Source organism: Paenirhodobacter sp. CAU 1674, assembly GCF_029222945.1.
In the GTDB taxonomy this organism is placed as follows: Bacteria; Pseudomonadota; Alphaproteobacteria; order Rhodobacterales; family Rhodobacteraceae; genus Rhodobacter.
The window spans coordinates 1-26,203 of record NZ_JARHUH010000012.1 but is presented as its reverse complement, the minus strand read 5'-3'; the positions used below and the strand labels follow the sequence as shown (position 1 = coordinate 26,203).

26 protein-coding genes and 1 pseudogene are annotated in these 26,203 nt (G+C 61.7%); 10 read left to right on the top strand and 17 right to left on the bottom strand.

Features of this window, described 5'->3' with window-relative positions; all coding sequences use genetic code 11:
* Positions 1-37: 37 nt before the first annotated feature.
* Genes bla (P2G62_RS15755) through P2G62_RS15745 form a run of 3 tightly spaced genes read left to right on the top strand, consistent with a single transcriptional unit; the run spans position 38 to position 2,352 of the window.
* Positions 38-1,030: a class A beta-lactamase gene (bla, locus tag P2G62_RS15755; RefSeq protein ID WP_275735871.1), complete on the top strand. Its 993-nt coding sequence runs from the start codon at positions 38-40 to the stop codon at positions 1,028-1,030.
* A 52-nt stretch (positions 1,031-1,082) separates the two neighbouring features.
* Positions 1,083-2,024 (top strand): class A beta-lactamase, encoded by a 942-nt coding sequence (bla, locus tag P2G62_RS15750; RefSeq protein WP_275735870.1) that lies wholly within the window; start codon positions 1,083-1,085, stop codon positions 2,022-2,024.
* A complete protein-coding gene (locus tag P2G62_RS15745; RefSeq protein ID WP_275735869.1) occupies positions 2,017-2,352 on the top strand; it encodes a hypothetical protein in 336 nt (111 codons plus the stop codon). The genes bla (P2G62_RS15750) and P2G62_RS15745 overlap by 8 nt, the downstream gene beginning before the upstream one ends.
* Positions 2,353-2,567: 215 nt before the next feature.
* Here the strand turns inward: P2G62_RS15745 and P2G62_RS15740 are convergent, their stop codons facing one another.
* From P2G62_RS15740 to mobC, 3 genes are read right to left on the bottom strand one after another with little or no spacing between them, the layout of a single operon-like run.
* On the bottom strand, positions 2,568-4,523 hold the full coding sequence (locus P2G62_RS15740) for a type IV secretory system conjugative DNA transfer family protein (protein WP_275735868.1): 1,956 nt from the start codon (positions 4,521-4,523) through the stop codon (positions 2,568-2,570).
* Complete coding sequence (locus P2G62_RS15735) at positions 4,516-6,864, bottom strand: relaxase/mobilization nuclease domain-containing protein (RefSeq protein WP_275735867.1); 2,349 nt, start codon at positions 6,862-6,864, stop codon at positions 4,516-4,518. The genes P2G62_RS15740 and P2G62_RS15735 overlap by 8 nt, the downstream gene beginning before the upstream one ends.
* Positions 6,851-7,357, bottom strand: coding sequence for a plasmid mobilization relaxosome protein MobC (mobC, locus tag P2G62_RS15730; RefSeq protein ID WP_275735866.1), 507 nt, complete (start codon positions 7,355-7,357; stop codon positions 6,851-6,853). Before mobC ends, P2G62_RS15735 begins: the two co-directional genes overlap by 14 nt.
* Before the next feature lie 633 nt (positions 7,358-7,990).
* Between mobC and P2G62_RS15725 the strand changes: the two genes are divergently transcribed.
* From P2G62_RS15725 to P2G62_RS15710, 4 genes are all read left to right on the top strand, one after another.
* A complete protein-coding gene (locus P2G62_RS15725) occupies positions 7,991-8,710 on the top strand; it encodes a division plane positioning ATPase MipZ (RefSeq protein WP_275735865.1) in 720 nt (239 codons plus the stop codon).
* A 10-nt stretch (positions 8,711-8,720) separates the two neighbouring features.
* Positions 8,721-9,362, top strand: a complete 642-nt coding sequence (locus P2G62_RS15720) for a hypothetical protein (RefSeq protein ID WP_275735864.1) — start codon at positions 8,721-8,723, stop codon at positions 9,360-9,362.
* Between the two features lie 161 nt (positions 9,363-9,523).
* Positions 9,524-9,763, top strand: a complete 240-nt coding sequence (locus tag P2G62_RS15715) for a hypothetical protein (protein ID WP_275735863.1) — start codon at positions 9,524-9,526, stop codon at positions 9,761-9,763.
* A gap of 120 nt (positions 9,764-9,883) precedes the next feature.
* Entirely contained in the window at positions 9,884-10,996 is a 1,113-nt protein-coding gene (locus tag P2G62_RS15710) for a Fic family protein (protein ID WP_275735862.1), read from the top strand.
* A 140-nt stretch (positions 10,997-11,136) separates the two neighbouring features.
* Here the strand turns inward: P2G62_RS15710 and P2G62_RS15705 are convergent, their stop codons facing one another.
* From P2G62_RS15705 to P2G62_RS15675, 7 genes are all read right to left on the bottom strand, one after another.
* Positions 11,137-11,685, bottom strand: a complete 549-nt coding sequence (locus P2G62_RS15705; RefSeq protein WP_038073761.1) for an RES family NAD+ phosphorylase — start codon at positions 11,683-11,685, stop codon at positions 11,137-11,139.
* Positions 11,686-11,694: 9 nt separating this feature from the next.
* Positions 11,695-12,033 (bottom strand): antitoxin Xre/MbcA/ParS toxin-binding domain-containing protein, encoded by a 339-nt coding sequence (locus P2G62_RS15700; RefSeq protein WP_038073762.1) that lies wholly within the window; start codon positions 12,031-12,033, stop codon positions 11,695-11,697.
* Between the two features lie 3 nt (positions 12,034-12,036).
* A complete protein-coding gene (locus P2G62_RS15695; RefSeq protein ID WP_038073763.1) occupies positions 12,037-13,371 on the bottom strand; it encodes a hypothetical protein in 1,335 nt (444 codons plus the stop codon).
* Between the two features lie 55 nt (positions 13,372-13,426).
* Entirely contained in the window at positions 13,427-13,711 is a 285-nt protein-coding gene (locus tag P2G62_RS15690; protein ID WP_038073764.1) for a WGR domain-containing protein, read from the bottom strand.
* 84 nt (positions 13,712-13,795) lie between these two features.
* A complete protein-coding gene (locus tag P2G62_RS15685; RefSeq protein ID WP_275735861.1) occupies positions 13,796-14,728 on the bottom strand; it encodes a DUF2493 domain-containing protein in 933 nt (310 codons plus the stop codon).
* A gap of 363 nt (positions 14,729-15,091) precedes the next feature.
* Positions 15,092-16,120, bottom strand: a complete 1,029-nt coding sequence (locus P2G62_RS15680; RefSeq protein WP_275735860.1) for a toprim domain-containing protein — start codon at positions 16,118-16,120, stop codon at positions 15,092-15,094.
* 3 nt (positions 16,121-16,123) lie between these two features.
* Complete coding sequence (locus P2G62_RS15675) at positions 16,124-20,500, bottom strand: strawberry notch family protein (RefSeq protein ID WP_275735859.1); 4,377 nt, start codon at positions 20,498-20,500, stop codon at positions 16,124-16,126.
* A 177-nt stretch (positions 20,501-20,677) separates the two neighbouring features.
* Here P2G62_RS15675 and P2G62_RS15670 point away from each other — a divergent pair, with 177 nt between their 5' ends.
* The 3 genes from P2G62_RS15670 (at position 20,678) to P2G62_RS15660 (ending at position 23,066) form a co-directional block, all read left to right on the top strand.
* On the top strand, positions 20,678-20,974 hold the full coding sequence (locus P2G62_RS15670) for a hypothetical protein (protein WP_275735858.1): 297 nt from the start codon (positions 20,678-20,680) through the stop codon (positions 20,972-20,974).
* A gap of 372 nt (positions 20,975-21,346) precedes the next feature.
* A complete protein-coding gene (locus P2G62_RS15665; RefSeq protein ID WP_275735857.1) occupies positions 21,347-22,159 on the top strand; it encodes a type IV toxin-antitoxin system AbiEi family antitoxin domain-containing protein in 813 nt (270 codons plus the stop codon).
* Positions 22,149-23,066, top strand: coding sequence for a nucleotidyl transferase AbiEii/AbiGii toxin family protein (locus P2G62_RS15660; protein ID WP_275735856.1), 918 nt, complete (start codon positions 22,149-22,151; stop codon positions 23,064-23,066). Before P2G62_RS15665 ends, P2G62_RS15660 begins: the two co-directional genes overlap by 11 nt.
* Positions 23,067-23,148: 82 nt before the next feature.
* On the opposite strand, the gene P2G62_RS15655 is transcribed toward P2G62_RS15660, so the two are convergent.
* From P2G62_RS15655 to P2G62_RS15625, 7 genes and pseudogenes are all read right to left on the bottom strand, one after another.
* Positions 23,149-23,325, bottom strand: coding sequence for a DUF1778 domain-containing protein (locus P2G62_RS15655; RefSeq protein WP_018065915.1), 177 nt, complete (start codon positions 23,323-23,325; stop codon positions 23,149-23,151).
* 36 nt (positions 23,326-23,361) lie between these two features.
* Positions 23,362-24,063: an RES family NAD+ phosphorylase gene (locus tag P2G62_RS15650; protein WP_275735855.1), complete on the bottom strand. Its 702-nt coding sequence runs from the start codon at positions 24,061-24,063 to the stop codon at positions 23,362-23,364.
* Positions 24,060-24,461 carry an MbcA/ParS/Xre antitoxin family protein gene (locus P2G62_RS15645; protein ID WP_078572093.1) on the bottom strand — a complete coding sequence of 134 codons (402 nt, stop codon included), beginning with the start codon at positions 24,459-24,461 and terminating at the stop codon, positions 24,060-24,062. Before P2G62_RS15645 ends, P2G62_RS15650 begins: the two co-directional genes overlap by 4 nt.
* A 58-nt stretch (positions 24,462-24,519) precedes the next feature.
* A complete protein-coding gene (locus P2G62_RS15640) occupies positions 24,520-25,164 on the bottom strand; it encodes an antitoxin of toxin-antitoxin stability system (RefSeq protein WP_275735854.1) in 645 nt (214 codons plus the stop codon).
* Complete coding sequence (locus P2G62_RS15635; RefSeq protein ID WP_165809058.1) at positions 25,157-25,576, bottom strand: hypothetical protein; 420 nt, start codon at positions 25,574-25,576, stop codon at positions 25,157-25,159. Before P2G62_RS15635 ends, P2G62_RS15640 begins: the two co-directional genes overlap by 8 nt.
* A 76-nt stretch (positions 25,577-25,652) precedes the next feature.
* Positions 25,653-25,850: a hypothetical protein gene (locus P2G62_RS15630; RefSeq protein ID WP_084713920.1), complete on the bottom strand. Its 198-nt coding sequence runs from the start codon at positions 25,848-25,850 to the stop codon at positions 25,653-25,655.
* Between the two features lies 1 nt (position 25,851).
* Positions 25,852-26,091 (bottom strand): annotated as a pseudogene (locus P2G62_RS15625) (hypothetical protein); the annotation flags it as partial.
* Positions 26,092-26,203 lie beyond the last annotated feature (112 nt).

Here is a 26,203-nt window from a genome sequence, read left to right as displayed (position 1 = left end):
TTTGCGGGCCGAATAAAAAGGAATTAGTGCCGCCGCCATGAACTGGATCAATGCCAGTTCAGGAAAAACAGACCGACACATCCTCTCCGAAACCGAAGTGAGCTGCCCTTTCCGCCCACCTGAAGGGTTGAGATTTTGTGTCCATCACAAAGAAGAATGGAAGACCATGAAGGCATATGTTCGAGCACTCCTGAGCGCGGCTTTGATCGCGGGGACTGCGACACCGTTGTTGGCGCAGGACCTGCAGGCGACAGTCTCCGCCTGGGAGGAGCGTCTGGACGCGCGTATCGGGGTAGTTCTGCGTGACGCGTCCTCCGATTGGGAAATCGCGATGCGTGCAGATGAAAGATTTCCGATGTCGAGCACGTTCAAATCTCTCCTGTGCGGCGCAGTTCTGGCGCGTGTGGATGCGGGTCAGGAAAACCTGGATCGCCGCATAACCTACACAGCAGATGATCTGGTGACTTATTCCCCGGTGACCGAGGAACATTTGGATGATGGCCTGACAGTAAGTGAACTTTGTGAAGCGACAGTGACTCTCAGCGACAACACTGCGGGTAACCTGTTGCTTGAAGCTGTGGGGGGGCCTGAGGGGCTTACCACCTTCCTGCGCGGCATCGGAGATGAGACCACACGCCTTGATCGCTGGGAAACCGCTCTGAACGAGGGGGCAGTCGGGGATCCACGGGATACATCTACACCCTCGGCCATCCTGAACACATTGGAAACGTTGCTTCTGGGGGACGTTTTGACGCCCGCTTCTGCGGCACAACTGCGCCAGTGGATGATTGACGACGCAGTGGCGGACACGCTGATCCGGGCCCACCTTCCTGACGGCTGGGTGATTGGCGACAAAACTGGGGCCGGAGGCAATGGCTCTCGCGCAATCATTGCGTTCATTCAGCCTGAGGCTGGTGTTCACTACTTTGCGGCGATCTATATTACCGAAAGTGATGCCGATTTTGCCCTTCGCAATCAGGTGGTTTCAGAGATTGGTCAGGCAATGATCGCCGAGATAAACGCCCGATAAATACACGCAACTCAGGGGCCGCGATAAGCCCCGGTTTTTGAGGAGAGCCATTTTGAAGAATCTGTCCCGACGCTCGTTTGTCGCCGGAGCGGCATCTTTGCTTGCCTCCATGGCAACTGGCCAGAATGCCTCCTATGGAACGCGCGAATGGCAACCGCGGACTTACGATGACGGGCTGATCCCGCGCTTCTCATTCGAGGTCATCTGCCTGCAAGTCGATGGCGGTCTCGGCGTTTCGGTGCTGGACACGGAGACTGGCCGTGCGAGCGGATGGGACGAAACCTCGACCTACCCGCTCAACAGCACCTTCAAGTTGCTGCTTGCGGGGGCCGTTCTTCAGCGCGTGGACCGGGGGCAGGAAAGGCTCGACCGGCAGATCGCGGTTCGATCCTCGGATATTGTCGCGTGGTCCCCGGTCGCAAAAGAGGCGGTCGGCGGCAGCATGAGCCTGCGCAGCCTCTGCGAGGCCGCAATGACGCGCAGCGACAACGCAGCGACCAACCTGCTTTTGCGCAGTGTCGGTGGCCCCGAGGCCCTGACTGCGACGTTGCGCAATATGGGCGACCCAGTGACGCGGATTGATCGCTACGAGACCGAGATGAACGATGTGCCCCCCGGCGATCTACGGGACAGCAGCACACCGTCACAGATGCTGAAGACCATGGAGACGTTATTGCTGGGCGACATTCTGTCAGCGCGAAGCAAGGAACAGCTTGCGGCGTGGATGATCGCGAACACGACCGGAGGCGCGCGGATTCGGGCCGGTGTGCCATCTGGCTGGACGGTCGGCGACCGGACAGGCACCGGCCCCAGAGGGGAAACCGCGACCATTGCGGCGATCTATCCGCCAAACCGGAAACCCCTTCTTATGACGGTCTACATCAGAGGGTCGTCCCGGAACAGGGATGCGCAGGAAAGCACACATGCCGAACTGGCCCGCATTGCAACCACGAATGTGGTGTTGCCACCCTACGATCCCTATCCCAATGACTGATCGCCGCTTTCATTTGCTTCTCCTGTCGGTGGTCCTGCTCTGTCTCGCGCCTCCGGTGAGGGCGCAGGATCTGGAAGGCTTGACCTGGAGTGAGCAGAAATGTGTTCTCTACCAGAGAGCCGTCGACGCCGCGCTCGGGTTTCAAGGGCTGGACGGCCTGCGGACAGAATTTCTGACGCGGAATCAGTCGTTCATAGACAGCGGCTGCCAAGCCCCCGCCGATGTATGCCCGGTCACCGAGGCCGAACTGGAGTTGGCCAATCTGCTGACGATCATGACGATGAACGAAGGCATGGCCAGTACTTTCGTGCCGTTCAAATGCTCCTGACCTGATCCTTCATCTTGTGAAACGGCTACGTGGCAAACTTGCGTTCCAGGCGCAAGGCGCACCCATTTGGATTGCCACATGGCTGGCAGATTCCGCCACTTTGTATAGATCGCTAACTGCGCTTCGCTGCCATTCGAGCGAGGCGCAGCATTTGGTCAAGTTGGGCTCGGAACCGTCATTCGCCGCGCCTTGCGCGAAGGTCCGCTGTAGAGCATTCAACTGTGCTCGGCAATAATCGCCCTTGTCGTCTGAACTGCCGAAGCGAGCATCGTTCGGTCCGCGCTCGTGATCCCCAATCCTTCAATATTCAGCGCTAGTTGACCTTGGCCACCTCCGCTTGCAGCAGCACGAGCCGCGCGGCCGCGGGCCTTCGCTGCGCTGACAGGGTCAGTTTTCGATGCGTTAGGCGCATTGTGGCCGATTTCCCGCGGTCCCGCAGCCGCCCGCACTTCCTGCAGTTCCTGCTTCAACCTCTCTACCGTTTCCCGGGTCTCAGACATCTGCCGATCCCGCCGCATTCCATCTTCGTCCGGATATGGGAAACTCCCCGACTGGCCCGCGTGCAGCAAATTCAGGGCCGGGTCTTCGAAGTATTTGATCCGCCGCGCCCGGATCGGCATCTGCGCGTCGATCACGAGGATCACCTCGTCCAGATCCATGCGGCGGGCCTGGTCTTCCGTCAGGAGCGGCGTGTCCTCCGTCCGCTCGGAGACGCTGCGTCCTTCGAACGGATTGCGTCCAACAGCGCGGGAGCGGGTCACCACACGCTTGGTGGTCTTGCCGACGGCCTGGCTCAGCTCCTCGATGGTCTTCTGCTCGGAGGGGGTGAGGTAGAGCTTCACACCTGCGCCGCCCTGAAGGGAGCGGCGGGTGTTCTCGCCATAAATCTCGTCCAGCGCGGGGATGGTCTGGGTCACGATGGCGAGGTTGCCGCCGAAGGAACGCAGCGTTTTGATGCTCTCGGCGACGATTGGCATTTTCCCGAGCCGGTCAAACTCGTCGAGCATGATCATCACCGGCCAGGGCTCGTCATCGCCGGGTTCCTGTGCTTGCAGCGAGGCAATCAGGTCCGAAAAGAAGAGGCGGATCAGCGGGGCAAGCGGGCGGATCATCTCGGATTCGACCACAAGATAGATCGCATGCGGGCGGCGGCGGATGTCCCGGAACGAGAAGTCAGAGGTCGCGGTGGCCGCGTCGATCGCGCGGTTGTCCCAAGTGTCGAGACCCGATGTCATCAAGAGGGAGAGGTAGGACGTGAGGGTGTCGTTGTTGGTCGAAGCCATGCGCTCAAAGATCAGTTTGGCCGAGGTGTTCTTCACCTCCTGCGAACGCTTCAGGTATTCCTTCTGCTTGTCGCCCCCCGAGGCTGTGATGCGATAGATCTCGCCGATGGTCGGCACGCCGCGCTCGAAGGCCAGAAGACCTGACGCTACGAAGAGGTCGATACCCCCGGCCAAAAGCCCGCTCAGCTTTTCATTGTCGGTCTGCAGGAAGAGCTTCGCGGTGAGTTTCAGCTCCATCTGCTGTCGGTCGGGGTTGGTCATGGCCGCGATGCGCGCAAGCGGGTTGTAGCGATGCGTCGGTCGGTCCCAGTCGGTCGGCGCGAAGCGGAAAACCTTGTCCCCCATGCTGGCGCGGAAGCGCGAGGTCTCGCGGAAGTTCTCGCCTTTCACGTCGAGCACCACCGCGGAGCCCTTGTAGGTCAGCAGGTTCGGGATCACGAACCCCACGCCCTTGCCCCGGCCTGTCGGCGCCACGATCAGCGCGTGGGGGAAGGTTTTTGAGACTAGGAACGGGCGCTTGGATTTCGGGGAGCCGAGCTTGCCCAGAAGGAAGCCGCCGCCAGGCTTGGCAAAGAAACCGTTCCTCTTCATCTCGCTGCGAGTCTGCCAATGCGTCGTCCCGAAGCGGGTCAATGCATCCCCCAGAAGCGTGACGCTCAGCATAAGCGATGCCAGGCCGAAGCCGCCAAGGATGAGGTTCACCCAGAGGAAGTCTTTTGGTGCGGACTGAGACAGACCCCGATATTCGCGGGCAAGCAGGGTGACGTCGAAACGCGTGGGAGAAAGCCCATAGCGGAACATGACAAAGCCGGTCGCCACGACATAGCCCATGGCGAGACCGACCAGCACGAGGCTCAACACTCCTAAGGCAATCTTGCCTTTATCCATGGGTGATCCCCTTCTCGCCATCTGCCGCAGCGTGGCGTGCGCGCTGCGCCTCTATCTGTTCTTCCGCCAATGCATCGAGAACGCGCTCCATGGCCGGGCCGTGCGCAGTGACCTCGCTGCTCTGGAGATAGGTCTTGGCAAGTTCCAGCTGTCGCAGCGGATCCTGGGTGAATTTGTCGAGGACGTCCGCGTTACCGGCCCGCAGCGCGTCGATTGCGTCGGGGCTTAGTCGCTCGTTTATCTGCCGGACGATGTCCTGCTGCTCTGACTCGGAGAGCGGGCCCTCGACGTCGGCGTTTCGCACAAAGGCCATGACCGTTGGCGCGGTCTCTTCCAGATACCGGCGCTCGGCGTAGTCCTGTCGCGCCTGGTCCTCGATCTCGAAACTGCGCTCGCTGATATGGGCACGCGACGCACCGAGCGAACGTAGGTGATTGATTTCGTCCTGGACGGCCTGCCCGAACTCGTCATCCGGCATCTCCGTGCGATAGCGGGCGAGGGTGCGGAGCTCTTCGGTAATCGGACCGAAATGATCCGAAGGATCCCGCAAGGCGAGGTCCATGTCGCCAGCATGAAGCGTGCGGTCCTGCGCCGATACCGCATATTGCGGCGGCATTCGACTGTCAGTCATCTGTTCCCAAGCCATCGAGGCCAATTCGGCATGCTGCGGAGATCTCTGCGCATAGGCGCCGAACGCGACGCGGGCCTCTTCAACCTCCACGGCGCCGGCCCGCCTTACAGACGGGTCGTCGGAGAACGGATGATCGAAATCCGTCCGGCGGAACTGCGCCACCAGCGCCCTGAACGCCTGCCGCTCCGATGGGGCAAAAATGTCGGGCCCGTCCTTCACGAGATCACCCCCTGGTGCCGCCAACCGCTCACCGAGCACTTCCTCAGCGTCATCCACCTCGTCGACCTCGGTTGGCGCACGCAGGACGCGTACATCGGTCAGAACATCGCCCAACCGAACATGCGTGGCTTCCAGCCGGTCGAGCGCTTCTTCCCGGTCCGCAGATTTCTCCAGATCGAGGCCACCTTCTTTGGCAATCGCCTGAAGATCCTGTGCCAGCCACTGGCGTTCCAATGCGGCATTGCCTGCCCCCTCCCGCAGGCGCGCGGCCACAGCCTCGGCATCGATGCCTGTGCCTTGCAACGCCTCGGCCAGTTTTGGTGCCACCTCGCCATCGTCAAGACGCGCGAGGTGATCTTCACTTAAGTTCGGCATTGCATAGATGCCGTCCCGGGACGGAGCATCGACCAGGGCGGCGGAGCGATCCCCAAGCGGGTTCAAATGCGCGACCGAGGCCAGAACGTCGGTCAGCTTGCGCTCGATCACCGGCCTCTCGGCCGCCGGCGCCCTGTCGATCGCCGCCTCGATCTGGCGAATGTTCTGAGAAAACTCGGTGATCAGCGTGTCGAACGCTGCTTCGTCTTGGGACATGTAGATGGCTCCGTCAGATTGAATCTGACCGCCACTGGCAAGGATGGTGCTGGCCCTCTCGAGCGCTTCGGCCACGTCTTCGAAATTCGAGCGTGACGCCTCCGCCGCGAGTCCGCGATAGATCAGGGCATTCTGTCGGACAGTTTCCAAAGCGGCCGCCAGGTCAGCGCCGGTTCTCTGGCGCTCGACTGGATCGCGGCCTTCGTCGCGGGCCTTGTAGATTTCATCGATCTCGGCGCGGTAGGTCGTGACGCCGCGATCCAGACGGCGCGTCGCCTCAAGGCGGATCCCATGAACTTGGGCCGCCTCGACCATCGCCTCGCGAAAGGCGTCGTAGTTGAAGTGATGATCCTTCCCGAGAAAGAACATTTCGCCATCCTTGCTGCGGCGGTTCAGAACGATATGCGCATGTGGATGCGCGCGATCTTGGTGTATTGCAGCAATATAGTCGAATTGCGACCCCTCACCTTGAAAGAACTTCTCGCAGACCGCCTGGGTGATATCGCGCACTTCGTCGCCGCTCGTTCCAACCGGGAATGCCATCAGCAGATGCGATGTGTGGCCGAGCTTGGGGCTGTGGCGCTCGTTCCACTGGTTCTCGAACCGCCGCGCCACTCGGTTGATCTCGGCTTCCGAGAGCTGCTTCTTCCCGTCATGGGTGCCGCGGCTGTCGAGGATATGGGTCGACTTCGTCGTGAGATATGTGAGCTGCGCCCGTAGCTGCGCTCCGGTGTGACAGCCCCCTTTCGAGATCGCCTTGAAGATCGCTGGCGAATAGCCGCGCGCGGCCCGAACCATCTGCGCGCCCCTGGAAAGCCCCTGCCAGGATCCCGAAACCCGGCTCCAGCCGCGGTCGAAGAGCGCCGGGTCGATGCCCCGGGCCCGATCACTCCGCGCCATTCTCATCCCTCTCGGCGAGGCCCGCCAGGGCAGAGCTGATCTCAAGGTCCAGCAGGCTGCGCCGCGCACGCGACATCTCCTGGACCTGGTCGGCCAGATCGAAGACCAGACCCGCAAGGGCGCGGACGTCACGGTGACTTGATGCCGGGTAGGACAGTCTCTCGCCCCGCACCTTGGCCTCGTTCAGACGTCGCGCGATCTGGTTCACGTTGTTGCCGACCCGGTTGAGCGCGGCGCCGAGGTTACGCAACTCGTCACACATCTCGTCGTCGGGCAGGAAGACACCTTCGGCCGCCAGCATCAGGCGGCGCATGGCATCCGAGCGGTGCACAATCCCGCGCCGCGACAGCGCCGCGTCGAACCGGCGCAGGTCGTCGTCCGAGACCCGGATCCCCACAACCCGCGATCGGCTGCCGTTCGCTGTCTGACGCTCACCCCAGTGGTTCACCACGTTGTAGATCGTCTTAAGGCTGACATCGTAGTGGGCTGCCAACGACGCCGCGGAGACGCCGTTCCGGCGGTCCTGGGCGATGGTCGATCGCTCGATCTTTGACAGTCTGCGGCGGCGGGGCATTTTGAAGTTAACGTTCCTATTTCTTGCCAACTTCGTACAAGCCCGCCGACTCCCAACGCAAGTGGCGTCGGCCATAAGGGCTTGTACTCAATGTAGAAAATTGCCCTGCAGGGGCGATTTCCCGTCCCTTGTCAAATGGATCGCGCTTCGCGCTCATTGCACCACGCGATGCGGTCTCCGCATCGCGCATCGCGTCTTTCGCGCCCCGTCTCTTGCACCCCGCAAGACGGGTTTTGCCGCGTGCTGACCGTCTCGCGTCACCCGCAGAACGACATACGCGAGGCTGCCTCCCGGCGTCTGGAGCGCGCTATCCGTCACCTGCATTCCGTCCGCAGCACATCGCCAAGCGCATCCCGACATTTGGAGGGTGTGTCGTGCCCCGCGACGAATGCTGAAGGCGCCACGGCAGACGTTGCACGGTTATCGCAAAACGCCGCCCGCAGCATGCCAGACGCGGGTCGCATCCCGACTTCTGCTTGACCCCTCCGCCTCATGCGCTTAGCGACATTTTGGTATTATCGTTGCGATTCACTATTTTTGCGGAGGATCAGAATGCCGAACGAAAATCTTGTGGTGATCGCAGCGATGGCCCGGAAAGGGGGCAGTGGAAAAACGACGCTTTCGCGCGCCTTGATCAGCGCCGCGATCGCCGCCGGACGCAGAGTGATGTTGATCGACACGGACAGCACGAGGGTACTCGGGGCCTGGCATGCTCGGGCGGAAGCCGGTGGGCTGAGTTCGCCGCTTCTCTGTTCGGCCACCGTCGAAAGCGTGGCGGGTGTCGAGGATCAGATCGATCAGGTCTACATGGCAGGCACGGCAGACTTCATCTTCATCGATACCGCAGGGGTCGGGGCCGAATGGTCAGACGGCATCGCGGTGCTTGCGGACCACATTGTGACGCCCGTCATGCTGTCAACGTCTGATTTCGATGTCGGAGCGCAGACTTCTGATTGGTTTGAGAAACTGAAATCCCGTGTTGACGACCCCTCCAGCCTTCCGCGCCACCACGTCGTCCTCAACCTGGTCGACCCGAAAACAACCCGTGCTGACGCCGCCCTGATTGAAGAAGCGCTCACCCGTTTTCCGGTGATTGAGACCGTCATGATGCGACGAAACACTTACAAGGAGATGGACCAGAAGGGGCTTCTCCACGCCTTGGCGCTGGAAAAGCAAACCGATCCAAACCCTCTGATGCGTCCACATGTACGTCATGTCGTCGAGGCGCTCGAGGAGGCGACGGACATCCTCAACAACATTCTTGCTGCGTGAGGACAGTCGATTGCGCAAGAAGATCCCGACCATCACTAGGCCCGACCCAGCCTATGCCGCCACCCTGCGACAGGGTGACCGCGAGATTCCCGGGAAGGAAGATGAGGCACAGGTCACAGCAACAAAGACTGGGACCCCAGCCGCTGACGTTGACGCTGATCCGCACGAGTCAGAGCGTGTCCCGGAAGGTGCCGTGGCGCCGCACCAAGTCACCGCGGAAAGCTCTGACCCGCATACCAGCCTGAGAGCTCCCGTATCGGCGCGCGCTTTGAGCCCGACCCGGAAGATCGACATCAGGGTCAACGCACTCGAACGACAGGAAGCAGCGCTGGAGACTTGTGGTGTTGAGCCAGCACATGTGGTGCGTGCCGCCCTGCGCCGTGCAGTCAAAGGCTGGCAACTATCGCCGGTCTTCGCCCCAGTCGCGGAGGAGCGACGCACTCGAAACACGCAGTGGCAGGCCCGTACATCTCTAGCAGTCGATGCGGCCAGCCTAGGTGTCCTCCTCCGGGACCACGACCCCCTCAACGTCTTGAGTAAATGGGCTCTGATCCGCGGCCAAGTGGAACCACGCATATGGGGCGAGATCGACAAAATCTTGGAAGAAATTGCTGTTCCCGCTGCATCGCCGCATGAGCAGCACACACCGTAAGAGACCTATCTGAAAAGATAACTTGCATTTCTCCGGTGGATTTTCGCCCAACGGCGGAAGCTCGCCTTGCAGTTGCGGAGAGCGTGGCGCTAATGAGCGTCATATAGAATTTCAGACCTCAGTGGTGATGAGTTACGAGGTCCATTTTGGAGGAACGCATTATGAACACGAAGCCCCGCCTGACTGGCGAACCGATCATGCGCATCCTCTGCAAGACATCTGAAAATCTGGTTGGCTACCTTTACCAATGGAACAATGGTGACGTGCAGCCTGCCTGGTTCGACGGCGCCATGGCGGACGTTCGCTATGAACCATTCATTCGAGCGCCGGAACAGATCCCTGTCGATCCGAAGATCCCCAGATCGCGTCAGCAAGATCTGACGCACCTTGAAAAGGCCTAGCTCAAGACCTCGCGTCGGTTTGTGGGTCACCCCATCCCGCAGGTCCTTTGAGCGATAGAGTTGACTTCTATGCCTCAAAAGTGATCTAGATATGAGTTATAGAAAGGATGTCTATAACTCATGGCTTGGAACTGGACGCTGCCTGATTGGCCGGATTTCCGGTATGACGCCTCTGCTCTCGAGCCGTTTGAGCAGACGTTCCTGCTGTCGTCCGGAGAAATCTTCGGCGCGGTCCATCATGTCAGCCAGCCGGAACGCGAGCAACTCCGCATCGAACTGCTCAGCGAAGAAGCGATGCAGACGAGCGCCATCGAGGGTGAAATCCTCGATCGGCTCAGTGTCCAGTCGTCGTTACGCCGCCATCTGGGCCTCGATCCGGACAGCTACCCTGCCAAACCGCGCGAACAGGGCGTCGCGGAAATGATGGTCGACGTCTATTCCAGTTTTGCGGACCCGCTGAGCCACGAGACGCTGTACCGCTGGCATCGGATGCTCCTGTCCCATGACCGTCGGTTGGAAACCATCGGGGCCTACCGACAACACGCCGAGGCGATGCAAATCGTTTCCGGCCGCCTTGACCGGCCCACGATCCATTTCGAAGCGCCGCCTTCAGAGCGGGTCATGCCTGAGATGGAGCGATACGCGGATTGGTTCAACAAGACCGGGCCGGGGGGAGCAGAGCCGCTTCCAGCGCTGACGCGCGCAGGGCTAAGCCACCTCTATTTCGAGAGCATCCACCCATTCGAAGACGGCAACGGCCGATTGGGTCGCGCCCTCGCTGAAAAGTCGCTGGCGCAGAACATTGGCCAGCCGACCCTCATCTCGCTCGCCTTCACCATCGAGAAGGAGCGCAAGGGATACTACGATCAGCTTGAGCAGCATCAAAAAACGCTCGACGTGACCGATTGGCTCGTCTGGTTCGCAGAAGTTGTCTTGAAGGCCCAACAGGCAACACTCGACCGCGTAGGCTTCTTCATCAGCAAGGCACACTTCTACGATCGTCACAGAGACCACTTGAACGAACGCCAGGCCAAGGCCATCGCTCGAATGTTTCAGGAAGGCCCTGGCGGCTTCAAAGGCGGCCTCAGCGCCGACAACTATCTCAAGATCACCGGAACCTCACGCGCGACCGCGACCCGCGATCTGCAGGATCTGGTCGAGAAGGGCGTGCTCGCTCGAACCGGCGAGCGGCGGCATACGCGATACTGGTTGAAACTCGACTGGATTGAATAAAAATTGCACGAAAACAACAACTTATCAAAAATCCGATAATTCGTTTTATGTAACATCTATCTTTGCAAGCAGGGATAGCTAATCGAAACCCTCATACCCAATTTGTCAGCCAAGAAGGTTAAGCTCTTTATCGAGTTGGATCATTTTTCCCAGTCCACGAGGCCGTGATCCCTGAGAGTGGACTCGGGCAGCGATCTTACCTTGTCGCAGAACACAACAGCGTTGTTTGTGTCGGATCGAGCTGATGGGACAATCAGGCCATCGAAATCTAGGAAGTGTGCGACTTCACCAATCTCCTGAGTACGAGGATATTCGTCGTTCTTTTGCTCATAGGAAAGACGACCGAACGTCTCCGTGTTCAACCCAACGTCGGAAAGCGCGTCAAGATCCAAAAATCGCAGCGCCCGTTCAAGTAGAAGTTCGATCTCGAACATGCGGTACTTAACTTTACTCGGCATAATCGGTTGGCCGCGCATCAAATGAAAGCGCATCTCTTCCAGAGCGCCCGACCGAGACGTTGAGGTATAGAGCACATCGAAGGTTCCGTCGTCCCACCGACCTCCCGACGCGCTGCACAACAGCGGGTCTCGTCCGTCACGAACCAAGCGCCAAACATTGCCCTCAAAAACGACTGGCTCGATTGCCTCAATCGCGTCGATCAGCCGGTTGTCGCGTCGAGCTTTAACCATTCATCGAACCTACACATAAACATCATTGTCCAGCCGGTCGATAACGGCCAGAACCTCGAGCGAGCGATCATTATGAATAAGATCCATGGCGCGCTCGCCGCCAAGTTGCGGGTGCCGCGCGTACAACCAGGCGCGAACCTCGTCCGGCGTGTAGTATTCATTGAGACGGCCGACGACGTAATAGAGGTCGGACAGAATCAGTTCGTTCTTTGGTTGCGGTTTGATATCACCAGCCTTCCAACGCGACACCGTAGCTTTGGAGACATCCGTAATATTTGCGATATCGGTTCCTTTAAGGCCCCCGATGTCGGCGAGTTCGCCTATGTAGCGTGACACTGCACTTTGCATTTCTTACCTCTGATCGCCACGACGCAGGGCAATATCGACATTGAAGTCGCAAGCCCGAACTCGCGGTGACTCTGTTCCGCGCTCCTCATGGAGCTTTTCAAGCGCGTCTGCAACCTTGCCCATCGTCTCTGCGTGTCCTCTGGTCCGCTTGAGCAGACTTGGCAAGTCGACACCCGCCGCCTGGGCTTGAGCTTCAGTGGGCTTGAGGAAGCTGACATCTTTTGCCCTGCGCTCGGCATCCGCCATCGTCTTTGACAAAAAATGCCCTGCTCGGTTGAGGTCCGGTACAGACTGAAGCGCTTCTTGTGAGCGCACCAAGTGAAGTGCCTGTACCTGCTTTCGAGTTCTTACCATTTCCTCGACACTGGAAACGGAAACGAACTCGCTTTGAAGAAGCAGCTTCCGGCCACCGCGAGACTTGGCTAGCAATTCAAACTCGTGTGCATAAAAGCCCCGACCAAGACCCGGTACCTGAACAATGCTACGCCGACCGAACTGCGCATCGGGATCGGGCTCTTCTGGGGGTTTGTGCCAATCACGTGCGTTGAACTGGTCCAACTCGAGAATTCCGCTCGCGGAGCCAGAAGCCACACCGAATGCTTCGGTAGCCTCCGCGTTCAAACCAGAACAGTAGTCCAAAATGACAGGCTTCCCCATATTGTGGAAACCGCTGAGCATCCGTATCAAAGACCGAACCTTTTGCGGACCTGGCTCCTTCCCGAGACCGGAAAGGCGCATCCAAATCGCATCGACGGGAAGGATCGAAAGGGTCTCGGCAAGCGCCTTCCGCGACGCGGGATCCACCAATCCTTGAACGCTTTGTATAACCGGGTAGTCGATCCGGACCTGGCCTCCCCCCAAACGATCAAGCGCCAATCGGAGGGCCGAACACGCAGCCGCATCGACCTTGAGCCATCCGTCAAATTTCGGATCGCCCAAGAAGTGACTCGGAGCCAGCACGCGATCCGCACCGACCGCAACCACCATTTCCGCGATGCGCTCGATGACCTCTGTAGTAAATGCGTCCGGCCCCAAGGGAGACATCGGAGCCTCGACCAACCATGGGGAGTTACGCACAAACGTCCTATGTCGCGCCAAGCTCGACAGTTCGGCCGCTCCGGTGTCGATCGTGATCTCAACACCTTCAACTTTTAACTCTTTCGCTAGAGCAGTCTGTCGGTTGAGGCGTGCGGCGTCAAAGACAACTCGAGAAGCAGGCAGCCCCCCGGACGCGTACATCTCGGCAAACTTGTTGTGAGAGTCTCCGACACGGAAGAACTGCGCTAACGGCGAACGCAGTCGCTGGCCTTTCGGAAATGGGACGACAACCTTGGTCATGGCGCTTGTTCCATATCAGTTTCACAAATTTAAATAGTGAAACTGATATGGAATGTCAATCCTTGGCATTCACTCTATCAAGCAACCGATAACCTCGCCGCTTCTTCGTCGCCGCGAGCTTCATGAGTGCCGTGACAGCCCTTCCCTCGTCATCATGCCGTTCTATCAGCATCTGCCCTCGAAACCCGATACGGCCCCATTCCCGCACAAGGCATGCGCCGCCAAACAGGTCCGGCTGAACGCTCATTCGATAGAAGCGGCGCATGTTCAGAGACGGGTCGATCCGCTTGAGATCGACCGTCGTCGGGAACACTTCCATTTGCTGCGATGTGTCGAACATGTTGTTGGCGCCTCTCTCCAGACCACAATATCAAGCGCTCTTCGACGTTTCCACAATGTTCTGTCCCGGATTGAAGTCGGGGGCTCACGCCCCCTTCTCGAACTTCATGACCGGGATGCCAAGCTTCTTGGCCTTGTCGGCGAGGTTTTCCTGGATACCGGTTCCGGGGAAGACAAGGACCCCGACCGGGAGCACATCCAGCATCGCGTCGTTGCGCTTGAAGGGCGCGGCCTTGGCGTGCTTGGTCCAGTCGGGCTTGAAGGCCACCTGCGTCACGCCCCGGGCTTCGGCCCATTTGGCGGCGATGAGCTCTGCGCCCTTCGGGCTACCACCGTGCAGGAGGACCATGTCGGGATACTTGGTCCGGACCTGGTCGAGCTTGCCCCAGATCAGGCGGTGATCGTTGAAATCGGTCCCGCCGGTGAGGGCGACCTTGGGGCCTGCGGGCAACATCACCTCGGTTTCGGCGCGGCGCTTCGCGGCGAGGAAATCGCGGCTGTCGATCAGGGCTGCGGTCATGTGCTGGCGGTTGACCATCGAGCCGGTGCGGGGGCGCCAGGTGGATCCTGTATGATGGACGAACTCGGTGGCGGCGTGATCGCGCATCATGTCCATGCAGTTGCGCCGTTCGATCAGGGTCAGACCTTCGGCCGTCAGGCGCTCGAGCTCGACGGATTTCACCTCGGAGCCGTCCTGCTCGCGCTGGAGGCGGCGCTGCGCCTGCTCGTTCTCATCGAGTGACCGCTCGATCCGGGCCGAGGCGCGGTGGAAGAGGTTGACCTGGCCCCAGAGCACCTCTTCGAGGTCGGGTTCCATACGGGTGTCTTCCAGGGTCGCGACGAGGGCGTCGAAGATGTCGGCGACGGCGACGGCGAGGCGCTGCCCATCGGGCATCGGGCGCGGATCGGGCTCGTCAAAGGGGCGATAGCCGTAGAGCTGGAGCTCGTCGAGCGCATGGGCGGTCTGGGATGCGCTATGGGCGGGTTCATACGCGTCGTCGTGGGTGTGGATCGTCATCGGTTTCTTGCCTCCGGGCCTGTCTCGTCCGCGCGTCATCCCGCGCGGTCTTCATGGGCAGACCCGAGCCGTCGGGGCGGTTGCCCCTTCACCCCGGCTTCACCGGGGCCGGAACAGCGTGGAGGAGGTCGGCAGGGAAGCTATTTGTCTCGCGATGCAAAGGCGGCTTTGCCGCCGGCGGAAATAGGTTCCCTGCCGACCTTGCAGGGGCAACCGCTTTGACGGCCTGCCCATCTCTTGAAGGCCGCGCAGGGCTGACGGGTGGATGCGCAAGGCCCTGGATGGGGTGAGGACGACGATCCAGAGCCACGACGGGATGCAGCCCCCTGCCCCGCACTCCCAGCCCCCCCTGCGCGATGCAGCTCAGCTGGGCAGGCGATGCCGATCCTCTGGCCCGATCTGACCTGCCAGATGCTGGCGCAGCGCGTCCTTGCCGTTCGCGCGAAGATCATCGTTGAAATCCCCGAGCCGCGGTTCCAGCACTTGGCAACCAATCCCGACCTCGGAGGCTCTGGCGCTCAACTTCTCTGCCGCGCGCTGCCCGGCCGGATCGCGATCGATCGCGACGTAAAGGCGCTTGAGCCCCTCCGGCAACAGGACCGCCCCGAGGTGACCCGAAGAGAGTGCCGCCCAGACGGGCAGACCTGGGATTGCCTCGGACAGGGACAGCATGGTCTCGATGCCTTCGCCGACGACGAGGATGTCATCGTGCGGGGTGAGCCTGACAGCATTGCCGAGTAGGTGACCCATAGCCCGACGCTGTGGATTCACTGCCGCCTTCCCCTGTCCGTCAGGCGCCAGCCAGGTGCGCTGCGCTCCCTGCACGGCCCCTGCCCCATCGGTGACCGCCGCGATTATCGCAGGTCTGGGGATGCTCCGGGTCTGCCCCTCTTCCCGATGCCAGCACTTCGGGTGGAAGCGTAAGGCGCCGTTCGCCCCGAATTGGGTGATGCCTCGGGAACGGAGGTAGGTCTCAGCAAGCGTGCCTGTGATCGGGTTCGAGGCAGCAAACAAGCGCGCCGCCGCGGGAGTGCCACCGGGCGCCTTGGCCTTCCTCGGCTCTTGCCTATCCGGGGCGACCGGCTGCGGACGGCCAAGATGCGCTCGGGCCTCGGCGAGAAGGTCGGGGAAGCGCGTGATCCCCGTCCGGGCGCGGATGATGTCCAGGAGATCGCCATGCTCGCCTGTGGCCCCATCCGTAAACTTGCCCGCTGCTCCTGGTCCCGACGCCGGGCCCGTCAATCGCACGAAGAGCGACCGGCCGGGGTTGTTCTGCAGATCGCCGACGATCCAGTAGGATCCTTCCCGCCGTCCGGCGGGAAGGTAGGCACGACAGACGCCTTCGGCATTTTCTGCCAGATCGCGCACGAGGTCTTCGGTCTCGGAATACATGGGTCAACAACCTCCGCGATCATGTAGCCTTGCGACAGGGCAACGTGCAAGCAGACGATCCAGTATCGCGACGCCATCGGCGTCGGTCGGGCAGAACAGCCGAAGCTTCCAACTGATGATCTCCGAGAAGAAGCCATCGGCCTTGAGCCGATCCTTGGCTGCCTCCGAGAAGCCCGACAGTTCGATCCGGTTCGCGCCCATGACGCGCGAGCGGTGCAATTCCATCCCTTCGGACAGGCGCACCACGGTCTTGCCCTCCAGAACGAGGGCATGGACCTGCGCCGCCGAGAGCTTCGGCGCGTCTTTGGCCAGCGTGGTCGCGACCCAAGCGGGCGAGACGCGGCGGCCGATGATGCGTTGCCCGTCATCGGTCTGCAGGCGGTAGACGCGGGTTTCATCCTGGGGAAGCTGCTTCCAGATCGGCAGCAGCAGGCCTGCCACGATGTGCAGCGTGGCTTCGGAGAACTCCGGCACCTCGGCCAGTTCCGCGGTCCAGGCGGCGGAGAAGGCCGCGCGGTCGGCCTCGAGCCAGCGGGTGTCCTCCATGATCTTTGCCGGGACTGTGCTGGCATCGGTCGGGCGGATCAGGCGCAGGCGCGGCTCGATGGTCCCGTCTTCCAGCATGTGACTGGTGGCGGGAACCTGCACGGCAGCCCGGCCCGAGCGGCTGTTGACCAGAAGCCGCGCCTGCGGGTCATCCAGCCATTCGAGCGCATCGGCCAGCGAGGTAGGCGTGTTGCGGCGCTTTTCCGCGATGGTCAGCAGCTGGGTTTTCGCGCCGGAGCCCGGATGGGTGTAGATGACCTGTACGTCGGTCACCCGGAAGCTCTCAGCACGGAGTGTCTCGAGCCCGAGATCATAGACCCCGGCGGCGATGGCGCCCTCAATTCGCTGATCGAGCAGCTCCTCGAAACCCGCGAACAACACGGCCTGCATGTCGATCGTCAGCGCCAGCAGGCGATTAAGGAAGGTCGTGATCGGGGGAAGGTCGTCCTTCAGCCCGTTGTCATCGGTCAGGCTGAGGCCTGTGGCATCCTCGAAGGCCCCAAGGGAGCAGCCCACCACATCGCCGCGATAGATGCGGCGGAAAAGCTGGCGCAGGGCGTCGCGGGCGTAGGGCGACTCGAGGTTGTCTTCGGGCCGGAACAGCCCTTGCCCGCCGGTCTGGCGCTGGCCGCGCGTTATAGCGCCAAGCGTGTCGAGACGTCGCGCAATGGTCGACAGGAACCGCTTCTCCGCTTTGACATCGGTGGCCACCGGCCGGAACAGCGGCGGCTGCGCCTGGTTGGTCCGGTTGGTGCGGCCAAGCCCCTGAATCGCCGCGTCTGCCTTCCAGCCGGGTTCCAAGAGGTAGTGGACCCGCAGGCGCTGGTTCTTCGCCCCGAGATCGGCGTGATAGCTGCGCCCGGTGCCGCCGGCATCCGAGAAGATCAGGATACGTTTTTCGTCATCCATGAAGGCTTGGGTTTCCGCGAGGTTCGCGGCTCCAGCCCGGTTCTCCACCACGAGCCGTGCCGAATGCCCTTCGCCCTTCCGCACAATGCGCCGCGAGCGCCCCGTGACCTCGGCCACGAGATCGGTGCCGAAGCGCTGGACGATCTGGTCGAGCGCACCCGGCACTGGCGGCAGCGAAGCCAGCTTTTCGATCAGCGCGTCTCGACGGCGGACGGCCTCGCGGCATTCGACCGGCTGGCCATCGCGCACCACGGGACGGGAGGAAAGATTGCCCTCGCTGTCGGTGAAAGGCTCGTAGAGCTGCACCGGGAAGGAATGGGCGAGGTAATCGAGGACGTATTCCCTGGGCGTGATATCACAGCGGATATCGTTCCACTCCTCGGTCGGGATCTCCGACAGGCGGCGTTCCATCAGTGCCTCGCCCGTCGAGACGATCTGGATGACCGCCGCATGACCCGCAGCCAGATCTGCATCGATGGATGTGATCAGCGTGGGGGTCTTCATCGAGGTGAGCAAATGGCCGAAGAAGCGCTGCTTGGCGCTCTCGAAGGCTGACCGCGCAGCGGACTTGGCCTGGCGGTTCAGCGTGCCGCTCTCACCGGAAATGTTCGCCGCCTCCAAGGCCGCGGTCAGGTTATTGTGGATGATGGCGAATGCCCCGGCATAGGCATCGTAAATGCCGCGCTGCTCCGGGGTCAGTGCGTGTTCCAGCATCTCGTATTCGACACCGTCATAGGACAGCGAGCGCGCCGTATAGAGGCCGAGCGCCCGGAGGTCGCGGGCCAGAACCTCCATCGCCGCGACACCGCCAGCCTCGATGGCTTCCACGAATTCCGACCGGGTCTGAAAGGGGAAATCCTCCCCGCCCCAGAGACCGAGACGCTGCGCATAAGCGAGGTTGTGGACCGTCGTCGCGCCCGTGGCCGAGACATAGACCACGCGGGCGTTGGGCAGTTTGTGCTGCAGGCGCAGACCCGCCCTGCCCTGCTGCGAGGCCATGGTATCGCCGCGCTCGCCTTTGCCCCCCGCGGCATTCGCCATGGCATGGCTTTCATCGAAGAGGATCACCCCGTCGAAATCCGCCCCGAGCCAGTCGACGATCTGGTCGACGCGGGATTTCTTGGCCCCCCGCTCTTCCGAGCGCAGCGTCGCATAGGTGGTGAAGAGAATGCCCTCGGAGAGCGGGATGTCGCGCCCTTGTGCGAAACGCGACAGCGGCGTCACCAGCAGGCGCTCCTGCCCGAGCGCCGACCAGTCGCGCTGCGCGTCCTCGAGGAGCTTGTCGCTTTTCGAGATCCAGAGCGCCTTGCGGCGACCTTGGCACCAGTTGTCGAGCAGGATCCCGGCCGACTGGCGGCCCTTGCCCGCTCCGGTGCCATCGCCAAGGAAGAAACCCCGGCGGAAGCGGACGGCGGAAGCGGCATCGTCCGGTGCAGCGGAGACCACGTCACCGGTCTCATCGACGGTCCAAGACCCAGTGAGATGCGCGCCATGCGCCTCCCCCGCGTAGATGACGGTCTCGAGCTGCGCGTCTGACACCAGCCCGTCGCGCAGGACGGCCGCCGGAAGCTTGGGGCGATAGCTCGGTTTCGGAGGTGCGACAGAGGCCATGGCCGCCGATTGCACAAGCTTGGTCGGGTGCGGTGTCGCGCCGGGGATGTCGATCGCCTGCAGACGGAAGGTCTCGTAGATCGCGTCGGACAGCCGTGCGGCATCTTCGTCCCCGGCGACGTCGCAAGTTGCGTAGTTTAGTTCCTCGGCCTCGATCGGTATGTCTGATTTCGCCGGTAGAGCTGCGGAGGTCGCGCGGGATCGGCTGACGGATTTGCGGGTGGTGAGGTGAGAATTTCCCGGGAAGAGGGAAGAGTGGCCCTGCCCCGCAGCAGGAGCTGGATCCAACTTGAGGCGCGGCGGAACCTCGGCAGTGACCCGGGACATCAGATGCGCCACGTCCATAGACATGGGTTGGCGCAGGTCTGCGGTGGTGCCGCCCGGCTCGCCGCCGCGGTATTTGTCAAAGACAAAAATCCGCGTCTCGAAGCTGGTGCCGTGCTTGGCGAAAGCGGCGCCCGACACCGCGCCGGTGAAGACGAGATGGGCCGTCTCGGTCAGACGGCCGAAGGTCTCGGCCCAGGCCGGCGCATCCGGCGCGAAACCGGCCCCTGTGATGGCCACGAGCCGTCCGCCGGGAACCAAGCGCGCAAGCGCCGAGCGCAGATGCCGGTTCGTCGCCTCGGTCGATCGACCATCGACATTGGCTTGGGCCGAGAAGGGCGGGTTCATCAAGATGACGCTCGGGCTTAAGGAGGCGTCGAGATGATCGTCGATCTGCGCGGCATCGAACCGCGTGACTGGGTGGCCCGGGAACAGCAAGCCAAGAAGATCGGCGCGGGTTTCGGCCAGCTCGTTCAGCGCGAGGCTGCCGTCGGCGATCTCGGCCAAAATCGCCAGAAGCCCGGTCCCGGCCGACGGCTCGAGGACGAGATCGCGGGGCGTGATCTGTGCGGCTGCAAGCGCCGCGAGTCCCATGGGCAAGGGCGTGCTGAATTGCTGGAAGCGCTCCATCTCTTCCGACCGCCGGGTGTGCGTGGGCAAGAGGCCTGCCACCTTGGCGAGGATCGGCAAGAGCGCCGCAGGCGAGCCGGCACGCGCAAGCAGCGCCCGACCGAACTTTCGCAGAAAGAGGATCAGCGCCACCTCGCCCGCCTCATAGGCGAGCTTCCAGTCCCAGGCACCGGTCGCATCGGAACCGCCAAAGGCATGTTCCATCTCGCGGCGAAGGCGCAGCGCGTCGATCTGAAGCCCTTGCGCGAGGTCGGGCTGCAGCGCTTCGGCGACAGCAACGATCGCAGAGGCAGGATTTGCTGCCAATGGGACAATGGGCGCAGGCAAGGACGCCTGCGCAACAGGGGCAAGATGGGTCATCGGGAAACTCCGGAATGAAGGACAGGATCAGGCCCGGACACCCTCTCTCGGGCAGCCTCGGACCTGATCTTTCCCGGCCCCTCTCTCCCTTTCGCACCAAGGTGTTCCCGACGCTTGGCTTGATTTTGTTCTTGTTATGTTCTATGCTCAGAGCCAAGTCAGAAAGGGGGTTCCACCATGGAAAGCACCAAGCACGCACTGCCCGCGACCCCCAAACAGATCGCCTATGCGCGATCGCTCGCCCTGCGAAACGGGACGCTCCTGCCCTGGGAGGTTCAGCAGGACCGCCGTTCGTTGAGCGCCTGGATCGAGGCTCAGGCACGGCTGAAGCCGGTGTCGGACATGGACCAGCTGCCCACGTCCAGGCAGGTGGCCTTCGCTGAGAAGCTCGCCCGGATCAAACGGCGTGCCGTTCCGGACGAATGCTTCCGCGACAAGGGGCTCATGTCGAAGTGGATCGACGGGAATAAGTGAGCACCGCACCGGCTAGTGACGCTCTGTGCGGTCGTCCAGCTTTTTGCCACATCATAGTTTGGCAAACCGAGCGCAGCTGCCAACCTGTAGGTTGGCAGACTGGCCCTTCGGGACATCAGCCTCGGTCAAGCTCCAGTCCGAAGGACCAAGGTCTGGTTCCGGCGGCACGCCGGGATGTGCAACGCTGCGACCTTCGGTAACACCGCAAGTCGTAGCCGTCTCTCAACCCAGCGTCTTCAGATCTCCCTCCCCTTGGGGCTAGTCCCTCAGTTCTTTGGAAATGGTGAGATAGGAGCGTCCATAACGCAGGAAAAGCATTTTCATCAAAGAAAACTGTAGATTTCTCTTTGAAAATCTGTCTCTTTGGGTATCATGGACACCGCAAGGTCACAGAATCTGAAGAAAGTGCTCGATGCCGTACCCGCCGGGTATCTGGTCGATGCGACATGGCTCGTCTCGCAAGGCATCGCCTATGAGAGCTTCCGTGACTATGTGAAACGCGGCTGGCTGGAGCGCATCGCACGCGGTGTCTTCCGCCGACCAGTCCCGAATATGCAGGCGTCCAACAGCATCGACTGGAAGACCTGCATCCTTTCGATGCAACATATCATGGGTCATGATCTGCATGTCGGGAGCACAACGGCACTCGGTGAACAAGGACATGCCCATTACCTCCGCCTGGGGGAAAACGCTCCAGTCTGGGTCTATGGGGACAAGGTCCCGAACTGGCTGATCAAACTGCCGACGGATGCCCCTTTCAGTATCCGCCCCCGTTCCTTGTTCACCGATCCGAAGCTGGGCGTGATCGAGGGCAAGAATTCTGGCCTGCCATGGGACTGGGGTCTGACGATGTCGACGCCGGAGCGCGCAATCCTGGAAGCCATGGACGAGTTGCCCCACCATGAGAGTTTCCACACGCTCGACATGGTCTTCGAGAGCCTGACAACCCTGCGCCCAAGGCTGATTTCCGACCTCCTGCAAGCGTGCCAGAAAATCAAGGTCAAGCGCCTGTTCTTCGTCTTCGCGGACCGCCACGATCATCCCTGGCGCAAACGGATCGACCCGCAGGCATTCGACCTCGGCAGCGGCGACCGAGCCTTGATCCAGGGCGGCAAGATCCACCCGCGCTATCGGATCATGGTGCCAGAAGAATTCGTGAAACCGGAGGCCGAAAATGGCGCGTGAGACCTATGAAGCCCAGGTTGCGCTCCTGGTGCGCGTCCTGCCCCATGTCGCGGGCGAAAGCGTCTTCGCGCTCAAGGGCGGGACGGCCATCAACCTCTTCTACCGCGACCTGCCTCGGCTGTCGGTCGACATCGACCTGACCTACCTGCCAATCAAGGAACGCGCCGAGAGCCTGGACGAGATCAACGCCGCGATGGATCGCATCGCGGCTTCCATCGAGACCGGAATCCGAGGCGCGAAATCGCAGCGCATCCAAGGGGGCGGAGGCGGAGCCACCCGGCTCCTGGCGCGCCTCGGGAATGCCGAGATCAAGATCGAAACCTCGCCCGTGACCCGGGGCGTGGTCCACGACCCGGAAGTCCGGACCGTCTCTGCCGCCGTGGAGGATGCCTATGGCTATGCCGAAATGCAGATCGTCTCGTTCGAGGACCTGTTCGCGGGAAAGCTGCACGCTGCCCTCGACAGGCAGCATCCACGGGATCTCTACGACGTCACGCTCCTCTACGAAAACGAAGGCCTGACGCAGGACCTCTTCCAGACCTTCCTGATCTATGTCGCCAGTTCGCCGCGCCCGGCGCATGAGCTGCTCGATCCGAACCTGATCGATCTCGAGCAACCCTACGCGCGGGAATTCGAGGGCATGACCAGAGCACCCGTCCCTCTCGATACGCTTCTGGCGACGCGCCTGAAGTTGGTCGCCGATCTGCAATCGAGGCTCGATGACAAGGCGAGGCAGTTCCTCCTGACGCTTCAGGACGGCGAGCCTGACTTTGCGGCGATCGACCGCTCGCAAGCCGCTGACCTACCGGCCGTGAAGTGGAAACTCCTCAACCTGAACAAACTGAAGCGCGACAACCCCGAAAAACATGCCGCGCATCGCGACGCCTTGTTGAAGCTCTTGGGCTGAGCCACGCCCAGCACCGTCGTGAGGGGAGCTTTGCGTTGGCCGTCCTCATCGCGCCGATGGGAGGCGCCGAAGGCGGGTGAACTCAGTCGGCGCTTCCAAGCCCTGTGTTTCGCTGAAATGACCGCGTTTTCGCCCGACGAAAGGCAGAGCGCAGTGCTTCGGTCGGCAAAGGCGGCGAGTCCATCGCTTCAAAGAAGTGCGCATGGTCGATCTGCTTGAGATCGGTGCGGTCAGGGCTTTCAATATCAGGCGTTGCCATCCTTATAGGCCTCCGGGGCAATTACGGTTTTGCGGATTAGCTGACAGCCGCAATCGAGTAGTGCGGTGTCCCATCCCAAACAAGATCCCAAGACGCGCCCGGACGAACGTTCCGAATTGCGTGGGGCTCGAAGCAGACCAGGCAATTCCCGCCCGGTGCAGGAGCCCGGACCGAAGGGTAAATCAGGCCCTTGGATCCGCCCCGACGCAGATGCTGTGCCAGGCTTTGGCCCTCGGGATACCCGACAGCCGGATCCGGATGCAGCGCCGGATGACCTGCCTCATCGGTCATGTCGTTGAAGACGCCGATGAAGTCGGCCAGCAATTCCACATAGCGGGCGCTGTCGTGGAAGCTGCCGGTAAAGCCGAGTTCGCGTGTGCGGTGCCAGGCCACTTCGCTGACAGAAACCATCTCATCCCATGCGCAGTACCAAGCGCCGCGCTCCTCGGCGTTGAAGCGGTTTCCGCCGGCGCGGGTGTAAGTGAAGGCTGCGTTGACGTGACTGTCCCCATAGATGCGCAGATCGCGGCTACGGCGTTGCCAAGCGAGTTCGCGCGGGTCCAGATGTGGGTTGCGCCCGCGTTCGGCCTGTAGACGTCCACTGGTCAGGCCCTCGATCTCTGCCAAGATCTCCATCTCGTCATCGGTATCGACGAGACCGCGCAGGGATGGCGGCTTGTGGTAGGTGGCAGGCAGGAGACGAACGAGACCGCGATCTGAAACCTCGGTCTGCTTCATGCCCCACCACGCAACGCATCGAGATAGGTCCGCACCGCGAGGATCTGCGGCAAGCCACCTTCGATGGCGGTGTCAACCGGACGGCTGCCCCCGAACAGCGGGCCGGTGTTCGGTCGGGTGAACCAGCTTCGCGCGAGCGGCTCGGAGAAGTAGAGTTCGAGCGACTTGTAGATGCCGATCACCGCACTGAGCCGCAGAAGCTGATCCTTGGTCAGTTCCCCCGCGAAATCCGGCTTCTTGGCGCGCTTCCATGTGCTCTCTGACATGTCAGCAAGGCCAGCCGCTTCCTTCAAGTTGAGGCCCCAGGCATCAACCACGCGCGCGTAAGCCTTCAACGCAACGGCGTTGACCTGTGCGGGTTCCCGGATTTTCTCAGCAACGTACATGGCGTCCTCCATTGGCCCGAATATAGATCATATGACCTTCTTGTAAAGATCAAATGAACTTCCTGCGCTCTCACCCGAAGCGGCGCCCGGCTTCCGTGAAGGTGTACTCGTTCACGATGATCCCCTCCTCGATGGCCTCGTCCGAGGTCAGGTGGTCGTATTCGGCTTCAAGCTGGCGGTAGAGCCAGCGGGCCAGATCACGCAGCGCCTCGGTCACGATGTCTTCGGCGTCCTCTGTCGGTGGCTGCCAGGCCGGGCTGTCGCGCGTGACGTCGATCGACATGGAATATTCGTTGTAATAGCGGCCACGGTGGCTGGCCTCGGCGGCGAGCTGGTAGAAGTTCCGCCGCTGGATGGCCTGCAGCCGGTCGGCGATGCCGTGCAGCGTCGCGTCCGTGGGCGCGTAGTCCCGAATGCGCGCGGCCGCACCCTTGGAGTGGGACCAATAGCCCTCGTAGCAGGCACCGTCACCCTGGCTCCAGAAGCCGGAGAACCAGATGCTGGGCTTGGCCCGCGTCCCGCCACCCATCAGGCGGACGGGGGTGGTTTTCAGACGGATACCGAGGATCTCACAGACCCGATCGAAATCCTCGTATACCGCGTCCCACCAGTCGTCGTGGGCCCCGAGCTCCCGATACCAGCTGCGCGCCTTTTCCTTGGCGGCCTCCGAGAGCTCGGGGAACTGGTAGACAGTGGTGCAGATGATCTCAGGCATCGACGTCCTCCCCGTTCAGCGTCACGACCAACCATTCTTGCGTGCTGGACCAGCCGATGGATTTACGAGCGCCGAGATCGATGGCATGCGCACCGCCGCCAAAGGCGTCGAGCCGCGGCCGGGAGCAGGTCAGAGCATACTGGAACCCCCAAAGGCCGGTAAGATCGAGGTCTTCGGCGAGCCGCAAGACGAAGCGGATGACGGCTTCGACATCGCCGTGTTCGTCGTCATGGATCCAGAGGCTGCTGCCCTCGGGGGCATCCTGGTGCACGAGATCAAAGCCAGCGACATCTGGGTCGTCAGCGTCCTGATCCGCAGCGCGAAGTTTCTGAAACAGCGCGAGCGCGCGGGCGGCCTTGTCGGGGCTGCCGACGTCGATCAGGCATGAGAAATGGGTGAAGTAATCCGCCATGGGGACCCTCCTGAATGGGGAAGACCCGGCCAGGAGGCCGGGCGATCGATTGGGATGAAGGGGTGTTTGGGAACGATCAGCCGGTCGGCGTGTCGCCCGCCGCCTGTCGTGCGGCGTGAGCGCAGAGCATCTGCCGGTAGAAGCGCTTGCGCGCCAGCCGGAGGCCGCAAACAGCGCGCGTGTCGGGGTGTAGCGCCCGGACCGCCGCGCGAACCACTGCCAGTCGCGAAGCGGTCGGCGGCAAGCCAAGACGTCGATAAGTGGGATCGGTCATGTCACATGACCTCGACCACGGGGGAGACGAGATGCGGATCGACCTGTGCCTCGATCCGTTCGGTCCGACCCATCCAAGGCTCGGGCCGAATGGCCTTCACCCAATCGGCGAAGCTTGGGATGAAGCCGAGGTCCTCCTTAACATGCTGCTCGCCGACCCAGCGGGTCGGGATGATGCGTCCGGTGGAGAGCGTAAGCGTCGGACCAAAGATTGTCTCGGCCATGAAGATGCCCTCGGCATGTTATCTGGACAGTCAAGCTGTCTCTTCGGAAAAACCTCCTGACCTCATTGAGGTTTTCCTGTGCGGCATGGGTGAGACAGTTCATGGGGGCTCCCTCTCTTCTTATCCCTGT